Source organism: Streptomyces shaanxiensis (assembly GCF_039537145.1).
Classification (GTDB): Bacteria; Actinomycetota; Actinomycetes; order Streptomycetales; family Streptomycetaceae; genus Streptomyces; species Streptomyces shaanxiensis.
This window is the reverse complement of sequence record NZ_BAAAZY010000022.1, coordinates 88690-106903: the sequence shown is the minus strand read 5'-3', so window position 1 is coordinate 106903 and position 18214 is coordinate 88690. Positions and strand designations below refer to the sequence as shown.

General features: G+C 71.2%; 14 protein-coding genes. 8 read left to right on the top strand and 6 right to left on the bottom strand.

The window, feature by feature from the left end:
• Nucleotides 1–112: 112 nt before the first annotated feature.
• Nucleotides 113–277 carry a hypothetical protein gene (locus tag ABD932_RS33325; protein ID WP_345018552.1) on the bottom strand — a complete coding sequence of 55 codons (165 nt, stop codon included), beginning with the start codon at nt 275–277 and terminating at the stop codon, nt 113–115.
• A 144-nt stretch (nt 278–421) separates the two neighbouring features.
• Between ABD932_RS33325 and ABD932_RS33320 the strand changes: the two genes are divergently transcribed.
• A complete protein-coding gene (locus ABD932_RS33320; protein WP_345018550.1) occupies nt 422–817 on the top strand; it encodes a hypothetical protein in 396 nt (131 codons plus the stop codon).
• Here the strand turns inward: ABD932_RS33320 and ABD932_RS33315 are convergent.
• A complete protein-coding gene (locus ABD932_RS33315) occupies nt 798–2306 on the bottom strand; it encodes an MFS transporter (RefSeq protein ID WP_345018548.1) in 1509 nt (502 codons plus the stop codon). The two genes, ABD932_RS33320 and ABD932_RS33315, sit on opposite strands and share 20 nt — an antisense overlap.
• A 392-nt stretch (nt 2307–2698) precedes the next feature.
• On the opposite strand from ABD932_RS33315, the gene ABD932_RS33310 reads away from it, so the two are divergent.
• Both ABD932_RS33310 and ABD932_RS33305 read left to right on the top strand, forming a co-directional pair.
• Entirely contained in the window at nt 2699–3538 is an 840-nt protein-coding gene (locus tag ABD932_RS33310; protein ID WP_425587552.1) for an ABC transporter ATP-binding protein, read from the top strand.
• Nucleotides 3535–6117 (top strand): ABC transporter permease, encoded by a 2583-nt coding sequence (locus ABD932_RS33305; protein ID WP_345018544.1) that lies wholly within the window; start codon nt 3535–3537, stop codon nt 6115–6117. Before ABD932_RS33310 ends, ABD932_RS33305 begins: the two co-directional genes overlap by 4 nt.
• Nucleotides 6118–6223: 106 nt before the next feature.
• Here the strand turns inward: ABD932_RS33305 and ABD932_RS33300 are convergent, their stop codons facing one another.
• Nucleotides 6224–7684: a DUF2079 domain-containing protein gene (locus tag ABD932_RS33300; protein WP_345018542.1), complete on the bottom strand. Its 1461-nt coding sequence runs from the start codon at nt 7682–7684 to the stop codon at nt 6224–6226.
• A 452-nt stretch (nt 7685–8136) separates the two neighbouring features.
• Here ABD932_RS33300 and mfd point away from each other — a divergent pair, with 452 nt between their 5' ends.
• Nucleotides 8137–11667 carry a transcription-repair coupling factor gene (mfd, locus tag ABD932_RS33295; protein WP_345018540.1) on the top strand — a complete coding sequence of 1177 codons (3531 nt, stop codon included), beginning with the start codon at nt 8137–8139 and terminating at the stop codon, nt 11665–11667.
• A 5-nt stretch (nt 11668–11672) separates the two neighbouring features.
• Here the strand turns inward: mfd and ABD932_RS33290 are convergent, their stop codons facing one another.
• Nucleotides 11673–12089, bottom strand: a complete 417-nt coding sequence (locus ABD932_RS33290) for an SgcJ/EcaC family oxidoreductase (protein ID WP_345018538.1) — start codon at nt 12087–12089, stop codon at nt 11673–11675.
• Nucleotides 12090–12233: 144 nt separating this feature from the next.
• The gene (locus ABD932_RS33285; RefSeq protein WP_345018535.1) at nt 12234–12416 is read right to left on the bottom strand and encodes an Rv0909 family putative TA system antitoxin; all 183 of its coding nucleotides are present in this window, start codon (nt 12414–12416) and stop codon (nt 12234–12236) included.
• A gap of 205 nt (nt 12417–12621) precedes the next feature.
• On the opposite strand from ABD932_RS33285, the gene ABD932_RS33280 reads away from it, so the two are divergent.
• Nucleotides 12622–13389 (top strand): HNH endonuclease family protein, encoded by a 768-nt coding sequence (locus ABD932_RS33280; protein WP_345018819.1) that lies wholly within the window; start codon nt 12622–12624, stop codon nt 13387–13389.
• Between the two features lie 101 nt (nt 13390–13490).
• Complete coding sequence (locus tag ABD932_RS33275) at nt 13491–14234, top strand: N-acetyltransferase (protein WP_345018532.1); 744 nt, start codon at nt 13491–13493, stop codon at nt 14232–14234.
• A 101-nt stretch (nt 14235–14335) separates the two neighbouring features.
• Here ABD932_RS33275 and ABD932_RS33270 read toward each other — a convergent pair whose 3' ends face one another.
• Nucleotides 14336–15025: an Rv1352/Rv1906c domain-containing protein gene (locus ABD932_RS33270; RefSeq protein WP_345018528.1), complete on the bottom strand. Its 690-nt coding sequence runs from the start codon at nt 15023–15025 to the stop codon at nt 14336–14338.
• Between the two features lie 155 nt (nt 15026–15180).
• On the opposite strand from ABD932_RS33270, the gene ABD932_RS33265 reads away from it, so the two are divergent.
• Entirely contained in the window at nt 15181–17343 is a 2163-nt protein-coding gene (locus tag ABD932_RS33265; RefSeq protein ID WP_345018526.1) for an N-6 DNA methylase, read from the top strand.
• A gap of 191 nt (nt 17344–17534) precedes the next feature.
• Nucleotides 17535–18188: a hypothetical protein gene (locus ABD932_RS33260; RefSeq protein ID WP_345018524.1), complete on the top strand. Its 654-nt coding sequence runs from the start codon at nt 17535–17537 to the stop codon at nt 18186–18188.
• Nucleotides 18189–18214: the final 26 nt, after the last annotated feature.

The window sequence follows — 18214 nt, the reverse complement described above, 5'->3', positions numbered from 1 at the left end:
ACTGAGTGGTCGGTATGCGCTTACTACGCAGAATGCCCCCTGACCTGGGGTGTTACCCCGGTTAACTCAGACCTTTGAATCGGCTGTAGGGCTACCCGAGGCGACCGGGGCACTACTTGAGGTGAACGAGGGCCACACTGCCGGGCACCTCGCCGCCCCCACCGGCCTTGACGCCCCCACCGGCCTCGCCGCCCCCGCCGTCGAGCCGCGCCCGGAAAGCCAGCCGCCGATCCACCCGCCGCCGCACCGCACGCCCCGCCACGACCACGAACTCCACACCGACCCACCCCCCCGGCCGGCACCCACACCCGCCTGCCCGCCACCGGCCGCACCGACCACCCCGCACCCATCGCCTCCGCCACGACCGTCACGTACTGCCCCGAGCCACCGAAGTACGGCGTCCGTACCTGGGCGCACACCGATGCCCGCCCCGCGCGCGGACGGTTCCCGCTCGTCGTTGGACGGCACGTTCCCGGTCCCGGTCCCGGACACAGGCCTCGACGGCCGCCCCTTCCTCATGCTCGGGCAGCAGACCAGGACCGATGACGACGACTGGAACGAGGCCTGGGCCCGCCTGGACGGCTGGAAGCGCTGGCTGAGCTTCGCCGGAGCGGGCCACAGCTCCTTCACCGACGTACCTCTCCTCGCGGAGCCGGCCGGGATCCCGGGCCCCGCGACGCTGCCCTACGAGCGCTCGCAGGTCCTCACGCGCGCGTACGTCACCGCCTTCTTCGACCTGCACCTGAAGGGCGTCCCGCAGCCGCTGCTCGACGGCCCGTCACCGGCCGAACCCGAGGTCACCGTTCGTCTTCCTTGAGGACGGGGAACCGCCTCGGCGCCAGCAGCAACAGCACCAGGAAGGCCAGCGCCGCCGCGCACGACGCCCCCAGATACACGGCGTGCACCGCGTCGGCGATGGCCCGCCGGGTGGCCTCCGGGGCCGTTCCGCCGGAATCCAGCGCCCGCGTCACCGAGTCCAGGTCGCTCGCCCCGCCGAGCCGCGACGCCAGCACGCCGTTCGCCACGGCACCGAAGAGCGCGGCGCCCAAGGTCTGGCCCGTCTGCCGGCAGAACAGCACCGACGCCGTCGTCGTCCCGCGCTCCGACCAGCCGACCGTCGACTGCACGCCGACGATCAGCGGCAGTTGGAACAGGCCCAGCGCCGCTCCCAGCAACAGCATCAGCAGTGTCGGCTGCCAGGCCTGCCCGGGGTAGGGCAGGAACAGGAACGCCAGCAGGATCAGGGACGCTGTGCCGATCCCGAGCATCGCCGTGTTGCGGAAGCCGATCCTTCGGTACACGTGCTGACTGAGCGCTGCCGACACCGGCCAGCTCAACGTCCATACGGACAGCACGAATCCGGCCGCCACCGGAGCCAGGCCGAGGACCGACTGGGCATAGGTGGGGAGGAACACCGCCGGGGCCACCATCAGCAGGCCCAGCGCGCCCAGCGCCAGGTTCACCGCCGCGATCGTCCGCCGGCGCCACACCCAGCCCGGGATGATCGGGTCGGCCGCCCGGCGTTCCACCACCACGACGACCGCCGCGAGCGCGAGTCCCGTGCCGAACAAGGCGATCGACGGTCCCGACAGCCACGGCCACGCCACCCCGCCCTGCACCAGCGCCGTCAGCAGCACGCCCCCGCACGCGAACACCGCCAGCGCGCCCGCCCAGTCGACACGCGCGCGCGTGCCCGTCGTCTCGCGCTTCGGCTCGTGCAGATGACGCACGATCAGCCACAACGCCACCGCCCCTATCGGCAGGTTGATGAGAAAGATCCAGCGCCAGTCCGCGTACGCCGCCAGGACTCCGCCCACCCCCGGTCCGGCCACCGCCGAAACCGCCCACACCGTGGACAACTTGGACTGGATCTTCGGGCGCTCGTCGAGCGGGTACAGGTCGGCGGCCAGGGTCTGGACGGTTCCCTGAAGGGCGCCGCCGCCCAGCCCCTGCACGATCCGGAACGCGATCAGCGCGGCCATGTTCCAGGCCACCGCGCACAGCAGCGACCCCAGCAGGAACACCGCCGCACCCGCGATCAGCACCGGCTTGCGGCCGAAGGTGTCGGAGAGCTTGCCGTAGACCGGGAGGGTCACGGTCACGGCCAGCAGGTATCCGGAGAAGAGCCAGGAGAAGACGGAGAAGCCGCCCAGGTCGCCGACGATCTGCGGTACGGCCGTGGAGACGATGGTGGAGTCGAGGGCGGCCAGCGCCATCGCGAGCATCAGGGCCGCGACCACCGCCGCGCGCTTCTCGGTTCCGGTGCGCTGTGCGGTGTCGCGTATCGCGGGTGTCGTACGGCCCACCGGGTTCCTTCCCCTTTGGTTTCCCCTTGCATCTATCTGCCGCCGAACAGCTTCCCACTTGACCCTGACGTTGCGGGAGGGTGGAGCCTGGATGCGTCCGACGGGGGAGACGACCCCGAGAAGGGCTCCACCGGTGGGAGGACAGCCCCTAGGGGGATCTCCGTACTAGGTCTCGGGGAGGGTTCGTACCGCCGGAGGACGAGACGGGGCACGGCTCGTCCTTAACCTGGCTTTACGCCGCTGGGGGGCGGCTGACCGAACCCATGGGGGTGGGGTTTTCCCCCGCACAAGACGGGGCCGCGCACCAGCGCGCCGGACCCTCTCCCGCCACGAGACTGACTGCCGTAGCAAGTTCTCGCGATTCACCTGCTGACCGACTTAGGAGACATACCGTGACATCGGCTGTGACCATTCCCGGGCACGGAGGCGATTCAGAAGGTGTGGCGCGAAGCGCCTCGATGAGGGGTGGTGGTCGGGCGGCGGGAGGGAGTACGGCCGTTGCCGCGCGGGCGCGGCAGGTCGTCAAGGCGTACGGGTCGGGGGAGACCCGTGTCGTCGCTCTCGACCATGTCGACGTGGACATCGCGCGTGGCCAGTTCACCGCGATCATGGGCCCCTCGGGCTCCGGCAAGTCCACGCTCATGCACTGCCTCGCCGGGCTCGACACCGTCACCAGCGGCCAGATCCACCTCGACGACACCGAGATCACCGGCCTGAAGGACAAGAAGCTCACGCGACTGCGCCGGGACCGGATCGGCTTCATCTTCCAGGCGTTCAACCTGCTGCCGACGCTCAACGCCCTCGAGAACATCACGCTGCCCATGGACATAGCGGGCCGTAAGCCGGACAAGCAGTGGCTCGGGCGCGTGGTCGACACCGTCGGTCTGTCCGACCGGCTCAAGCACCGGCCCACCCAGCTCTCCGGCGGCCAGCAGCAGCGCGTCGCCGTCGCCCGCGCCCTCGCCGCCCGCCCGGAGATCATCTTCGGCGACGAGCCGACGGGAAACCTCGACTCGCGCGCGGGCGCCGAAGTGCTCGGCTTCCTGCGGCGGTCCGTGGACGAGCTCGGCCAGACCATCGTGATGGTCACCCACGACCCCGTCGCCGCCTCGTACGCGGACCGGGTGCTGTACCTCGCCGACGGGCGCATCGTCGACGAGATGTACAAGCCGACCGCCGACGCCGTCCTGGACCGCATGAAGGACTTCGACGCCCGGGGGCGTACGTCATGACCGTCCTGAAGACCTCCATGCGCAACTTCTTCGCGCACAAGGGGCGCATGGCCCTGTCGGCCGTGGCGGTGCTCCTTTCCGTCGCCTTCGTGTGCGGCACGCTCGTGTTCACCGACACGATGAACACCACCTTCGACAAGCTCTTCGCGGTCACGTCGTCCGACGTCACCGTCAGCTCCAAGGACGCCGAGGCCGAGGACGACGGCGCCGGCACCGGCAAGCCCGCCTCGGTGCCCGCCTCGACCGTCGAGCAGGTCGCGGCCGTCGACGGCGTCGAGAAGGCGGAGGGCGCGGTCGCCTCGATGAGCGTGACCGTCGTCAACTCCGAGAACAAGAACATGGGTTCCTCCACCGGCGCCCCCACCTTCGCCGGCAACTGGACCCAGAACGACCTGAAGTCCATGGAGATCACCTCCGGGCACGCCCCGCGCGGGCCCACCGAGGTCATGGTCGACGCGGACACCGCCGACAAGCACGACCTGAAGCTCGGTGACGAGCTGCGCACCATCGCCGCCACAGGCGACATCCGCGCGCGGATCGTCGGTATCGCCTCCTGGAAGGTCACCAACCCGGGCGCGGCCGTCGTCTACTTCGACACCGAGACCGCCCAGCGCGCCCTGCTCGGCGCCACCGGACGGTTCACGCAGGTCTCCGTCACGGCGGCGGACGGCGTGAGCGACGCGCAGCTCAAGAAGAACGTCGCCGAGGCGCTGAACGGCACGTCCAACGGCGCGTACAAGATCCAGACGGCCAAGGAGACCGCTGACGAGAACCGCAAGGACGTCGGCGAGTTCATGAACGTCATGAAGTACGCCATGCTCGGCTTCGCCGGGATCGCGTTCCTGGTCGGCATCTTCCTGATCATCAACACCTTCTCGATGCTGGTCGCCCAGCGCACCCGCGAGATCGGCCTCATGCGGGCGATCGGCTCCTCGCGCCGACAGGTCAACCGGTCGGTTCTGGTGGAGGCGCTGCTGCTCGGCTTCGTCGGATCGATCCTCGGCGTCGGCGCCGGTGTCGGCATCGCGATCGGCCTCATGAAGCTCATGTCGATGGCCGGCATGAACCTCTCCACCGACGACCTGACGGTCAAGGTGACGACCCCCGTCGTCGGCCTCGTCCTCGGCGTCGTGGTGACGGTGCTGGCGGCCTACCTGCCCGCCCGCCGGGCCGGCAAGGTCTCCCCGATGGCCGCCCTGCGCGACGCCGGCACGCCGGCCGACGGCAAGGCGGGCTGGATACGCGGCCTGATCGGTCTGACGCTGACGGGCGCGGGCGCCTTCGCCCTCTACGCGGCGGCCACGGCCGACAAGGCGCGCGACGGTTCGCTGATGCTGGGCGGCGGCGTGGTGCTGACCCTGATCGGCTTCGTGGTCATCGGCCCGCTGCTCGCGGGCGGCGTGGTCCGGGTGATCAGCGCGGTGCTCCTGCGTGCCTTCGGCCCGGTCGGCCGCATGGCCGAGCGCAACGCCCTGCGCAACCCGCGCCGCACCGGCGCCACGGGCGCCGCCCTCATGATCGGCCTCGCGCTGGTGGCCTGCCTGTCGGTGGTCGGCTCCTCGATGGTCGCCTCGGCGACGAGCGAGCTGGACAAGTCGGTGGGCGCGGACTTCATCGTCATGCGCGGCCAGCAGATGATCGTCGCGGACGCCGAGGAGGCGATGCGGCAGACCCCGGGCCTGGAGCACGTCAGCCGCTCCAAGGACGTCAGCGCCACGCTGACCTCGCCGGACGGCAAGACCGATGACACCGGCATCACGGCCGCCGACCCGACGTACGCCGAGGACCTGCGCCGTACGACCACGGAGGGCACCCTGTCCGCCGCCTACGGCAAGGACGCCATGTCGGTCGGCTCCGACTACGCCACCAAGCACGGCGTGCACGTCGGCGACACCATCAGCGTCGCCTTCAAGGGCGGCGAGACGGCGAAACTGAAGGTCGCGGCCATCACGGACGACGACACCTCCTTCGACCAGGGCGCGCGCTACATCAGCATCGAGACGCTGCAGAAGTACCTCCCCGCCGACCGGATCCCGCAGAGCCAGATGCTGCTCGGCAAGGCGAAGGAAGGCCAGGAGGCGGCGGCGTACGCGGCCCTGAAGAAGTCGCTGCACGACTACCCGCAGTACCCGGTCCGCGATCAGACCGACTACAAGCAGGAGCTCAAGGACCAGATGGGCCAGCTCCTGAACATGATCTACGGTCTGCTGGCCCTGGCGATCATCGTCGCGGTCCTGGGCGTCGTGAACACCCTGGCCCTGTCGGTGGTCGAGCGGACGAGAGAGATCGGCCTGCTGCGCGCGATCGGCCTCTCCCGCCGCCAGCTGCGCCGCATGATCCGCATGGAGTCGGTCGTGATCGCCCTGTTCGGCGCCCTGCTGGGCCTGGGGCTGGGCATGGGCTGGGGCGCCACGGCCCACAAGCTGCTGGCGCTGGAAGGGATGAACGTCCTCGACATCCCCTGGCCGACGATCATCGGGGTCTTCATCGGCTCGGCGTTCGTGGGGCTGTTCGCGGCACTGATCCCGGCGTTCCGGGCGGGCCGGATGAACGTACTGAACGCGATAGCGACCGAATAGCCACCGCACACGGGGGTTGCGGGGGACGGGCCCGGTCCGGAGGGAAGACCTTCCGGGCCGGGCCCCCAGTCATGACCGCTGTACACCGCCGGCTGTCGGCTGTCGGCTATGGGCTCTGCCGCTTGAGGAGTACGACCCCGTAGGCGGTGCCGTGGACGGTGTACAGGGCGTCGGGGTGCAGGGTTTTGGCGTAGGCCTCGACGTCGCGGTAGCGCTTGCGGGAGTTGTCGAGGGCGATGAAGTCGGGGTTGATGCCGCGCGTATTGGTGATCCAGAAGACGCGACAACGCGAGGTGAGCCGGCTGATCGGAGCGATGTTCGCCTCGACGGAGGCCCCGTCCGGCACCTCGGCCAGCAGCCGCTCGACGGCGCTCACGCGCGCGGGCTTGCGATAGATCTCGCTCTCGGTCAGGGCGGACAGCGGCAGCGAGGTGGTCAGCGCGAGGGACGCGGCGGCGACGGCGGCGGGCAGGTGATGGGCGTACGACCGCAGCCACGCGCGCGTGCTGTGCCGGGCGCTGTCGAGGGCGTCGACGAGGGCGAGCGCGACGACGGGCATCAGGACGGCGTTGTAGTGCCAGTCGGTGCCCCAGTACTCCGAGTAGGAGGAGACGAACCGCCACCCCAGGGTGGGCAGGGCGATGAGCAGGATCGGGGACCGGAGGGCGAGCAGTCCGGTGGTGGGTATGAGCAGCCAGCCGAGCGTGCGGAGCTTGGTGTCGAGGCCGTCGAAGGGTCCGCCGCCGTCGCCCGACTCGCTGACCTTGTTCCAGTAGTCGTAGGTGCCCGCCGTGTTGAAGCTCGGTATGACGAGCAGGAGGGTGACGGCGACGGCCACCACGCCGAGGACGGCGACGCCGATCGCGTACCGGGCGGCGCGCGGTGAGCTCTTTCGGGCCTTCAGGGCGACGACCAGGGCGAGGACGGCGAGCGTCATCCCCAGGTCCTCCTTCACGAGGACGAGGGGCAGTGCCCAGAGCAGGGCGGCATGCCAGCGCCGGGCGAGCAGCGCCTCCAGGCTGAAGGCGATGAGCGGTACGGCGAAACAGATCTCGTGGAAGTCGAAGTCGACGGCCTGCTGCAGCCCCCACGACAGCCCGTACGCGATGCCGATCGCGAGCCCCCGCGGGCGCCCGAGCAGGCGGCCGGCCGCGCGGGTCACCGGAACGGCGGACAGGGCGAACAGCGCGGCCTGGGCGAGGAGCAGCGTGACCGGTGAGGGGAAGAGGCGGTAGAGAGGCGCGAGGAGCGCGGTGACCGGGCTGAAGTGATCGCCCAGGATGTTGAAGCCCGGTGCCTTGAGGTCGGCCACGGGTGCCTGCAGGTGCGCGTACGAGCGGATGACCTGCTCGAAGATGCCGAGGTCCCAGGACCGCTGGCCCAGATGCCGATAGCGCCCGACGGAGACAACCGCGTAGCCGACGAAGAGCGCCGCAGCGAGCAGCCACGGATCACGCCGGGCCGCGTCGGGCCGCCGCTCGGTCTCCGAGGACGGGGGCGTCGCCGGCGCCGGTATGTGGGGGTCGGCGGACGTGTTCGGCGTCGCGGAGGGAGTGGGGGTGGGCATGAGGGGACCTTACGCGGTGTACATGTTTGGCCTTCAGTCGCCCGGAGGGCGGGCGGGGCGGTTCGGGGCACTTCTTTCTTCGCCCCCGCCGCCCCTACCCGTCCCGTCCTTCTGGGGCTCCGCCCCAGACCCCGCTCCTCAAACGCCGGAGGGGCTGATTTTGGCATTTCAGCCCGTCCGGCGTTTGAGGACGAGGCCCTTCGGGCCGAAGCGGGGGTCTGGGGGCGGCAGCCCCCAGGGACGGGACGGGTAGGGGCGGCGGGGGCGAGAAAAGGCGAGCCCGCAGCACAGCGCGCCCCGCATCCCGCAGCAACGCCGCCCCCTGTATCAGAGAAACCGACGTTGTCCACAGCCCCCGGCACCCGCCCGCGCAGCGACGTACGCTGGAACCCCCGGCCCGTACCACGCGTCGGGCCCTTCGTGTTGCCCACCCCGGACGGAAGCGCCCCCGAATGAGCCTGCACGGTCTGCTCGACGCCGTAGTCAAGGACACCGCCCTCGCGGAAGCGATCACGGCGGCCGCAGACGGCAACCGCATGCACGTCGACCTGGTCGGCCCCCCGGCGGCCCGCCCGTTCGCGATCGCCGCCCTCGCCCGCGAGACCGACCGCCCGCTCCTCGCGGTGACGGCGACGGGCCGGGAGGCCGAGGACCTGGCGGCGGCCCTGCGCTCCCTCCTCCCCCCGGAGGGCGTCGTGGAGTACCCGTCCTGGGAGACCCTCCCGCACGAGCGCCTCAGCCCCCGCAGCGACACCGTGGGACGACGGCTCGCGGTGCTCCGCCGCCTGGCCCACCCCCGCCCCGACGACCCCGAGACGGGCCCGGTCTCCGTCGTCGTGGCACCGGTCCGCTCCGTACTCCAGCCCCAGGTCAAGGGCCTCGGCGACCTCGAACCGGTGGCCCTGAAGACCGGTCAGACGGCCGACCTGAACACCATCGTCGAGGATCTCGCCGCCGCCGCGTACGCGCGCGTGGAGCTCGTCGAGAAGCGCGGTGAGTTCGCCGTACGAGGCGGCATCCTGGACGTCTTCCCGCCCACCGAGGAACACCCCCTGCGCGTCGAGTTCTGGGGCGACGACGTCGAGGAGATCCGCTACTTCAAGGTCGCCGACCAGCGCTCCCTGGAGGTCGCCGAGCACGGCCTGTGGGCCCCGCCCTGCCGCGAACTCCTCCTCACCGACGACGTACGCACACGCGCGCGTGCCCTCGCCGAACAGCACCCCGAGCTCGGCGAACTGCTCGGCAAGATCGCCGAGGGCATCGCGGTCGAGGGCATGGAGTCCCTCGCCCCCGTCCTCGTCGACGACATGGAGCTGCTGCTCGACGTCCTGCCCAAGGGCGCCATGGCCGTCGTGTGCGACCCGGAGCGGGTACGCACGCGTGCCGCCGATCTCGTGGCCACCTCGCAGGAGTTCCTGCAGGCCTCCTGGGCCGCCACGGCCGGCGGCGGCGAGGCGCCCATCGACGTCGGCGCGGCCTCGCTGTGGTCCATCGCGGACGTCCGCGACCGCGCCCGCGAGCTGGACATGATGTGGTGGTCGGTCTCGCCGTTCGCGGCCGACGAGACGCTCGACGCGGACACCCTCAAGCTCGGCATGCACGCCCCCGAGTCCTACCGTGGCGACACCGCGAAGGCCCTCGCCGACACCAAGGGCTGGCTCGCCGAGGGCTGGCGCACGGTGTTCGTGACCGAGGGCCACGGCCCGGCGGCCCGCACGGTCGAGGTGCTCGGCGGCGAGGGCGTCGCGGCGCGCCTGGAGGCGGACCTGGGCGAGATCTCCCCGTCCGTCGTGCACGTGGCGTGCGGCTCGATCGACTACGGCTTCGTGGACCCGCTGCTCAAGCTGGCCGTCCTGACCGAGACCGACCTCACCGGACAGAAGGCGGCCGGCAAGGACGGCGCCCGGATGCCGGCCCGCCGCCGCAAGACCATCGACCCGCTCACCCTGGAGACGGGCGACTACATCGTCCACGAGCAGCACGGCGTCGGCCGCTACATCGAGATGGTGCAGCGCACCGTCCAGGGCGCCACGCGCGAGTACCTCGTCGTCGAGTACGCCCCCGCCAAGCGCGGCCAGCCCGGCGACCGGCTGTACATCCCCACCGACCAGCTGGAGCAGATCACCAAGTACGTCGGCGGCGAAGCGCCCACCCTGCACCGCCTGGGCGGCGCCGACTGGACGAAGACCAAGGCGCGGGCCAAGAAGGCCGTCAAGGAGATCGCGGCGGACCTGATCAAGCTGTACAGCGCGCGTATGGCGGCCCCCGGGCACGCCTTCGGCTCGGACACGCCCTGGCAGCGCGAGCTGGAGGACGCCTTCCCGTACGCCGAGACGCCCGACCAGCTGACAACCATCGCCGAGGTCAAGGAGGACATGGAGAAGTCGGTCCCGATGGACCGCCTGATCTGCGGCGACGTCGGCTACGGCAAGACGGAGATCGCGGTCCGCGCCGCCTTCAAGGCGGTCCAGGACGGCAAGCAGGTGGCCGTACTCGTCCCCACGACCCTCCTGGTGCAGCAGCACTTCGGGACGTTCTCCGAGCGCTACTCGCAGTTCCCGGTGAACACCCGGGCCCTGTCCCGCTTCCAGACCGACACCGAGGCGAAGGCGGTCCTGGAGGGGCTGCGCGAAGGCTCCGTGGACATCGTCATCGGCACCCACCGCCTGTTCTCGTCGGAGACCAAGTTCAAGGACCTGGGCCTGGTCATCGTCGACGAGGAACAGCGCTTCGGCGTCGAGCACAAGGAGCAGCTGAAGAAGCTGCGCGCGAACGTCGACGTCCTGACGATGTCCGCGACCCCGATCCCGAGGACCCTGGAGATGGCGGTCACGGGCATCAGGGAGATGTCGACGATCACGACCCCGCCCGAGGAGCGCCACCCGGTCCTGACCTTCGTCGGCCCGTACGAGGAGAAGCAGATCGGCGCCGCGATCCGCCGCGAACTGCTGCGCGAGGGCCAGGTCTTCTACATCCACAACCGGGTCGAGTCGATCGACCGGGCGGCCGCGCGGCTGCGCGAGATCGTCCCCGAGGCACGCATCGCGACGGCCCACGGCCAGATGTCGGAGCAGTCCCTGGAGCAGGTGGTCGTCGACTTCTGGGAGAAGAAGTTCGACGTCCTCGTGTCGACGACGATCGTCGAGTCCGGCATCGACATCTCCAACGCCAACACCCTGATCGTGGAGCGCGGCGACAACTTCGGCCTGTCCCAGCTGCACCAGCTGCGCGGCCGGGTCGGCCGAGGCAGGGAGCGCGGCTACGCCTACTTCCTCTACCCCCCGGAGAAGCCCCTCACGGAGACGGCCCACGAGCGCCTGGCCACCATCGCCCAGCACACGGAGATGGGCGCGGGCATGTACGTCGCCATGAAGGACCTGGAGATCCGGGGCGCCGGTAACCTGCTGGGCGGCGAGCAGTCCGGCCACATCGCGGGCGTCGGCTTCGACCTGTACGTCCGTATGGTCGGCGAGGCGGTCGCGGACTACCGGGCGTCCCTGGAGGGCGGCGTCGAGGAGGAGCCGCCGCTCGAGGTCAAGATCGAGCTCCCCGTCGACGCGCACGTCCCGCACGACTACGCGCCGGGCGAGCGGCTCCGGCTCCAGGCCTACCGCTCCATCGCCTCCGCCAACACGGAGGAGGACGTCAAGGCCGTACGAGAGGAACTCACCGACCGCTACGGCAAGTTGCCGGAGCCCGTCGAGAACCTCCTCCTGGTGGCGGGCCTGCGCATGCTGGCACGCGCGTGCGGCGTCGGCGAGATCGTCCTGCAGGGCAACAACATCCGCTTCGCGCCGGTGGAGTTGCGGGAATCGCAGGAGCTCAGGCTCAAGCGCCTGTACCCGGGCACCGTCATCAAGCCGGCGGTGCACCAGGTGCTGGTGCCGCGTCCGAAGACCGCGAAGGTGGGCGGGAAGCCGCTGGTCGGGCGGGAGTTGCTCGGGTGGGTCGGGGAGTTCCTGGCGTCGATTCTGGGGTCCTGACCTCCCTACTCGCCCCGCACCTCGGTGTTCTGGCAGGCCTGCAGCAGCCACCTGCCGTCGTCCTGCTTCGTCATGACGTACAGCGGCGCGCCCTCCGTGTCGCCCTCCGGTGAGTGGTAGACCTGCCGGACCTTGACGGCCGCCACGTCGGGCCGCAGGAACTGCGTGTGCGTCACCTCGTAGGTGACCTCGCCGTCGAAGGTGGCGGTGGGCAGGACGGCACGGGTGAACTCGGCGATGGCGTCGAAGCCGATGAGGACCTTGCCGTGGCCGGTCGTCCACAGGGAGTCGGGGTGGAAGAGGGCGAGGAAGCCGTCGGGGTCCTTGGCGCGCTGGGTGCGTTCGACGTCGGCGACGACCTGGGCGATGGCCTTGAGGTCGGCCTCTTCGGGGGCGTTGATGTCCGCGGTTTCGGTGGTCATGGCGACCACTCTGGGACCTCAAGCGCACTTGAGGTCAAGCGCTGCGCGAGAAGCCGCCCGCGGGAGCTTGGTCTCCGCGGACGGCCTCTGTTCGCAAGGTGGTTCAGCGAAAGCGGGCTCGTGGTCCTCCGTGGGTCTTCGGTCCTACGGCTGGTCGGGCCTGTCGCGGTCCATGCCGAGTTCGCGCTCCATCCGCTGCTGCGCGTCGTCGACCTGGCTCTCGTACTTGCTGCCCGTCTTCTCGTTGGCCTTCCGCTCCCCGGCGTCGGACATGTCCCTGGCCTTGTCCTGCGCGTGGCGGTTCTTGAGCCTGTCGAAGATGCCCATCCAGAGCTCCTTCCGGAGGTGATTCACCACCGACGATACGCCCGGGTTGTGAAGTATGCGCGCTTGGCCCATGTGTGGTCTGGACCTCCGGTCCGAGCCGCCTGAATGCCGCCGTGCGCCGGGTCGCTACCGTGTTCGTGACGGCGTACCGGGGAAAACCGCCTGTGCGGGGCGGAACGGGCTGCAAGGGGAGGGGCGCATCGTGATGCGTCTGAGGGGCGGGGCGGCGAGCGCCGCGGCGATGCTCGGCATGGTGCTGGTACTGGCGGGGTGCGAGAACGTCGATCTGCCCGGGGACGGCGAGCCCTCCGGCTCCGTCCCCGCCACGGGTTCCGGCCGGGCCGCCAGCCCGCTCGACAACCCCGACGGCACGAAACCGGGGCTCGCGCCCCTCACCACGGACGCCGACCGGGCCGAGGCACGGGCCCTGATCGAGAAGGTGACGACGAAGGGCCGCGGTCCCAGGACGGGCTACGACCGGGACAAGTTCGGCTACGCCTGGATGGATTCCGCCCCGGGCGGCATCCCGTTCGCCCGCAATGGCTGCGACACCCGCAACGACCTCCTCAAGCGCGACGGCGAGGACCTCCGCTTCCGCTCCGGCTCGGACTGCGTCGTCAGCTCGATGATCCTGCGCGACCCGTACACGGGCCGGACGATCGACTGGGCCAAGTCCCGCGCCACGACCGTACAGATCGACCACGTGATGCCGTTGTCGTACGACTGGCAGATGGGCGCCTCCCGCTGGCCGAAGGGCAAACGCCAGGACATTGCCAACGACCCCCTCAACCTCATGCCGGTCGACGGCCCGACCAACGGCTCCAAGGGCGACTCCGGCCCCGCGTCCTGGCTGCCCCCGAACAAGGGGATCCGCTGCTCGTACGCGGTGCGCTTCGCCCAGGTGTCGCTGAAGTACGAACTGCCGGTGACGGCCGCCGACAAGGAGATGATGCTGCGCCAGTGCGGGGGATGACCCGCGGCCCGGCGCGTGACGGAGCGTCGGGGGCGTCGCGGGGCGCCGGGGGCGTCGAAAACGGCTTTCCGGCGCGGCGTCCCGTGTCTACGGTGACGGTCATGGAGCTGAAGGTATCGACCCTCGCCGAACGCCCCGAGATGCTCGAGCGCGTCGTCGGCATGGCGAACACCTGGCCGGAGTTCGTGGTCCAGGACCTGGTGGGCAACGCCCACTACGGCCGGATCGCCCACGAACTCCCGGAGTACGTGCAGTTCGCCGAGGACGAGCGGGGCGAGGTCGTCGCCCATGCCTACAGCGTGCCGTTCGCGCTCGCCGTCGAGGGCCGCGGCCGGCTGCCCGTGCGCGGTTGGGACCAGGTGCTGGTGTGGGCCTTCGCCGACCTGCGCGGCGGCACCCGTCCCGACACCGTCAGCGCCATCTCCGTCGTCATCGCCCCGCACGCCCAGGGCGGCGGCCTGTCCGCCCGGATGCTCTCCGCGATGCGCGACAACGCCCGGGCCCACGGCTTCGGCGAGGTCGTCGCCCCGGTCCGCCCCAGCGCCAAGCACCTCGAACCGCACACCCCCATCGAGGAGTACGCCCGTCGCGTACGCCCCGACGGCCTGCCCCACGACCCGTGGCTGCGCGTCCACGCCCGCGCCGGCGCCACCATCGACTCCGTCGCCCCGGCCTCCATGACCGTCGCCGGCTCCCTGGAGCAGTGGCGCGACTGGACCGGCCTGCCCTTCGACACCGCGGGCGACATCGAGGTCCCCGGCGCGCTGGTGCCGGTGCGCTGCGAGCCGGAGCGGGACCACGCGGTGTACGTCGAGCCCAACGTGTGGATGCGGCACCCGCTGTGAGCCGGCCCGGGGCGCGCGTCGAGTGGTTCGCGTCGCGCCCCGAGCCGTGAGATGCCGTACACCGATGCGGGTCTTCGGCCGTGCCGTGCGAGCCGGCCGGGTCAGCCGGACTTCTTCCAGTCCTGGCAGCCGGTCGTCTTGAAGTACGCGTCCGAGGCGTTGACGGTGACGACGGCCGTACCGGTCACGTTGTTGTTCGCGATGATCGAGTCGATGCCGTGCTCGGCGTCCTTGGTGCGCTCCCAGTAGCAGGAGTCGTCGGTGTTGCCGGTGGACTTGTAGGTGCCCGGGGCGATGTCGACGCCGACCTTGAACATGCCGCCCTCGCCGGCCATCGCCGAGGCGGGGGAGCCCTTCGCCTTGTCGTCGACGGCCTCCCAGTCCTTGCAGCCGCTCGACGTGAACAGTTTGTCGGTGGCCTTGACGGTGACGTAGCTCGTGCCGGTCACGTTGTCGTTGGTCAGCAGCGAGTCCATCTCGCCGGAGGAGTCCTTGGCCCGCTCCCAGTAGCACATGCCGTCGGTGTTGCCCGTGGTGCGGTAGGTGCCGGGCTTGACGTCCGTACCGACCTGGAAGTCGCCGTCCCCCGCGAACGCGGTCCTCTTCTCGGCGACTTCGGCCGTGTCCTCGTCCCCCCGCTCGCCGCCGTCCTTGCGCTCCGCGGACGCCGAAGAGCCCTGACCGCCGCTGCCGGAGTCGCTGTCGCCACCGCTTCCGGCGTTCGCCGACACGGCGCCGATGACCACGATCCCCACGACGGCACCCAGCGCGATCTTGCCCTTCATACCCATGGCTCTGTTCCCCTCCCCGAGCGCGGCGACGGCCGCCGATCGGCAGTCGCTCGTTCGCTGGGTCAATAAGAGCAGTGCGTGTGAACCGAGTCAACACGGTTCACGAAAAATCGCGTGTACACGGTCGTGAATGAATGGCTCTTGTGTGCGTCGGTATGCTCGGCGTCACACGCGAACGCGGGGACGACGAGGGGAGCGGGCGGGTGCGGCAGGACAACGCGACAGAGGTGACCGCGGCCGGGATCGCCCGGCTCGCCGGAGTGGGACGTGCCGCCGTGAGCAACTGGCGCCGCCGTCACGCCGATTTCCCCAAGCCGGTCGGCGGCACCGAGACCAGCCCCTCCTTCGCCCTCGCCGAGGTCGAGGCCTGGCTGCGCGACCAGGGCAAACTGGCCGAGGTGCCCCTGCGAGAACGCGTCTGGCAGCAGCTCGCCGGCCATCCCGAGGGCCCGGTCACCGCCCTGATCCACGCCGGCTGTGTCCTCCTGCTCATCCATGACCGGCCCACCGTCTGGCTGGAGGTCGGCGCCGGTTCCGACGAGCGGCTCGCCGCGACGCTGCCCGGTGCGCTGGAGCAGGTGCTCGTGCCGAGGCTGGGTGTGAACACCCTGGCCCATGTGAACACCCCGCCCGCCGCAGCCACGCCCCCGGCTGTTCACGGCACGCCCACCCCGCCGGTCACCCCCGCCGTCCGTCTCCCCACCGCCCCCGAACTCCTTCCCTCCGCCCCCCTCCTCCGCGGCACCGCCGAACTGGCCGCGGAACTCGGCGCTCGCCAGACCTTCGAGTTCCTGCTCGGCCGGCACCTCGACGCCAACCCGCGCCAGTACACGCTCACCCCCGCCGAACTCGCCGGTCTCATGGCCGACCTGGCCGAGCTGTCGGGCCCCGCCCGCACCGTCCTCGACCCGGCCTGCGGCACCGGCGCCCTGCTGCGCGCCGTCACCTCCCGTCCCGACCAGGAGCTCTACGCCCAGGACAGCACTCCTGAACTCGCCGCGCTCACCGCGCTCCGGCTCGCCCTGCAGACGGGGGCCGCGGTGAGCGGCGCCGTCGGCGACACCCTGCGCGCCGACGCCCACTCCGGGCTGCGCGCCGACGCCGTGCTGTGCCACCCGCCCTTCAACGAGCGCAACTGGGGGCACGACGAACTGGCCTACGACCCCCGTTGGGAGTTCGGCTTCCCGGCCCGCAACGAGTCCGAGCTGGCCTGGGTGCAGCACGCGCTCGCCCGCCTCAGGGACGGCGGCACCGCCGTCCTGCTCATGCCGCCCGCCGCCGCCTCCCGCCGCTCCGGCCGCCGTATCCGCGCCGACCTGCTGCGGCGCGGTGCGCTGCGTGCCGTCATCGCCCTGCCGGTCGGCGCGGCACCGCCGTACAACATCCCGCTCCACCTGTGGGTGCTGCGCCGGCCCGACCGGGCGCCGGGGCAGCCCGAGGTGCTGCTCGCCGACGTGGGACGGTTCGCCGGTGAGGGGCGGGGCGGGCCGGACTGGCAGGCGGTGCGGGATGCCGTCCTCGACGCCTGGCGCGTCCACGACCGCACCGGCTCGCTCGACGAACGCCCGGGCCTGGCCCGCTCGTTGCCCGTCATCGAACTTCTCGACGACGACGTGGACCTCGCCCCCGCCCGTCATCTCCCGCCCCCCACGGCCGCCGACGGCGCCGAGCAGCTCACGGCCGTGCGCGAGCGCCTCGGCGAGACCCTGCGGCTGACCGCCGACCTCACCCCGCCGCCCCCCGACGCCGCCCAGCCCGCCCGCTGGCCGCTCACCACCCTCGGTGAACTCGCGCGCGGGGGCGGCCTGACGGTGCGGACCGGCGGACACGGCGGCCACGCGCGCGTGCCCGTTCTCACCGACCATGACGTGCTCGCCGGAACGGCCCCCTCCGGGACGCTGCCCGAGAGCGACGAGGAAGCGGTGCTGACCGAACCCGGCGACGTCGTCGTGCCGGTCGTCGGCGGCGGCTCCATCGCGCGCGTGATCGACGACGCGACCGGCGGCGCCGCCCTGGGGCGCAACCTCGTGCTGCTGCGCCCCGATCCCACGGCGCTCGACCCCTGGTTCCTCGCCGGCTTCCTGCGCGGCACCGCCAACAACCGGCAGGCCAGCAGCTACGCCTCCACCGCCACCCGCCTCGACGTGCGCCGCCTCCAGCTGCCCCGGCTCCCGCTGGACGAACAACGGCGCTACGGCGCCCGTTTCCGCGCACTCGACGAGTTCGAACGGGCGCTCCGGCACGCGGGCCGACTCGGGGAGCAACTGGTGCGCGGCATGTACGACGGTCTGACGGACGGGACCGTCGCGCCCGACTGATCCGGCGGCCGAGCCGCTGATCCGGAGGCCGCGACTCCGCCTGACCTGCGCCGTCGTGCGACGTGATCAGCACGACAACGGTTCGGTACAACTGGTGACCGTATGTCGGTGTCCACCTATACGCTCGAAGCGACAATCGCATGACCGAGGTTGTCCCGCACGTGCGTCCACACCAGGCATCAGGAGCAGTCATGCAAGGCCACGGCCACACGCAGCCGGTGAAGCCGCCGCCGCCGACCGGGTGGCTGGTCTTCCTGCGCGTGTTCTTCGTCGTGCTCTCGGTGCTGAGCTTCGGCCTGCTGATGTGGGCGATGATGCTCCGCCTGGCCATCGTGACCCGCAAGGCGCTCGACTGGTACCTGTTCGTGGCGACGGTCGTGGTGCTGTTCCTCAGCTTCTACCTGCTGGGTTCCGAGCCCGGCGAGGAGATCCACACCGCGGGCGGCTGGACGGGCCTCGCCCTCCTGCTGGGCGGCATGGTGCTCTCGATCTCGTACTACCTCTCCGCGGACATACGCCACTTCCACCAGCTCCGCTTCCCCGGCTACTCCGGCCGGCAGCCCCCGGCTCCGGCCTACGGCTACCCGCAGCCCCAGTCGCCGTACACCACCGCGTCCGTGCCGCAGCCGCCCCCGATGCCCCACACACCGGTGCCCCGCACGCCGGTACCGCCGTCGCCGGCACCTCGCGACGCCGCCCCCCACAGCCCCGTACCGCCGCCTCCGGCCCCGCAGCGCCCCGCGCCCGCGCGCATCGACCAGGTGCGCGCCGAGCTCGACGAGCTCAGTGACTACCTGCGCCGGCACGACGGCCGGCCGGACGGCAACCACGAGGGCGGAAGGTGACCGTGGCGACAGGACGTGTCGTCGCC

Bases quoted from the DNA above. Each gene is read 5' to 3' on its own strand.
- ABD932_RS33260 (WP_345018524.1), top strand. From the start codon at position 17,535: ATGCAAGGCCACGGCCACACGCAGCCGGTGAAGCCGCCGCCGCCGACC.
- ABD932_RS33275 (WP_345018532.1), top strand. From the start codon at position 13,491: ATGGAGCTGAAGGTATCGACCCTCGCCGAACGCCCCGAGATGCTCGAG.
- ABD932_RS33290 (WP_345018538.1), bottom strand. From the start codon at position 12,089: ATGACCACCGAAACCGCGGACATCAACGCCCCCGAAGAGGCCGACCTC.
- ABD932_RS33270 (WP_345018528.1), bottom strand. From the start codon at position 15,025: ATGGGTATGAAGGGCAAGATCGCGCTGGGTGCCGTCGTGGGGATCGTG.
- ABD932_RS33305 (WP_345018544.1), top strand. From the start codon at position 3,535: ATGACCGTCCTGAAGACCTCCATGCGCAACTTCTTCGCGCACAAGGGG.
- ABD932_RS33265 (WP_345018526.1), top strand. From the start codon at position 15,181: ATGCTCGGCGTCACACGCGAACGCGGGGACGACGAGGGGAGCGGGCGG.
- ABD932_RS33320 (WP_345018550.1), top strand. From the start codon at position 422: ATGCCCGCCCCGCGCGCGGACGGTTCCCGCTCGTCGTTGGACGGCACG.
- ABD932_RS33300 (WP_345018542.1), bottom strand. From the start codon at position 7,684: ATGCCCACCCCCACTCCCTCCGCGACGCCGAACACGTCCGCCGACCCC.
- ABD932_RS33280 (WP_345018819.1), top strand. From the start codon at position 12,622: ATGCGTCTGAGGGGCGGGGCGGCGAGCGCCGCGGCGATGCTCGGCATG.
- mfd (WP_345018540.1), top strand. From the start codon at position 8,137: ATGAGCCTGCACGGTCTGCTCGACGCCGTAGTCAAGGACACCGCCCTC.
- ABD932_RS33285 (WP_345018535.1), bottom strand. From the start codon at position 12,416: ATGGGCATCTTCGACAGGCTCAAGAACCGCCACGCGCAGGACAAGGCC.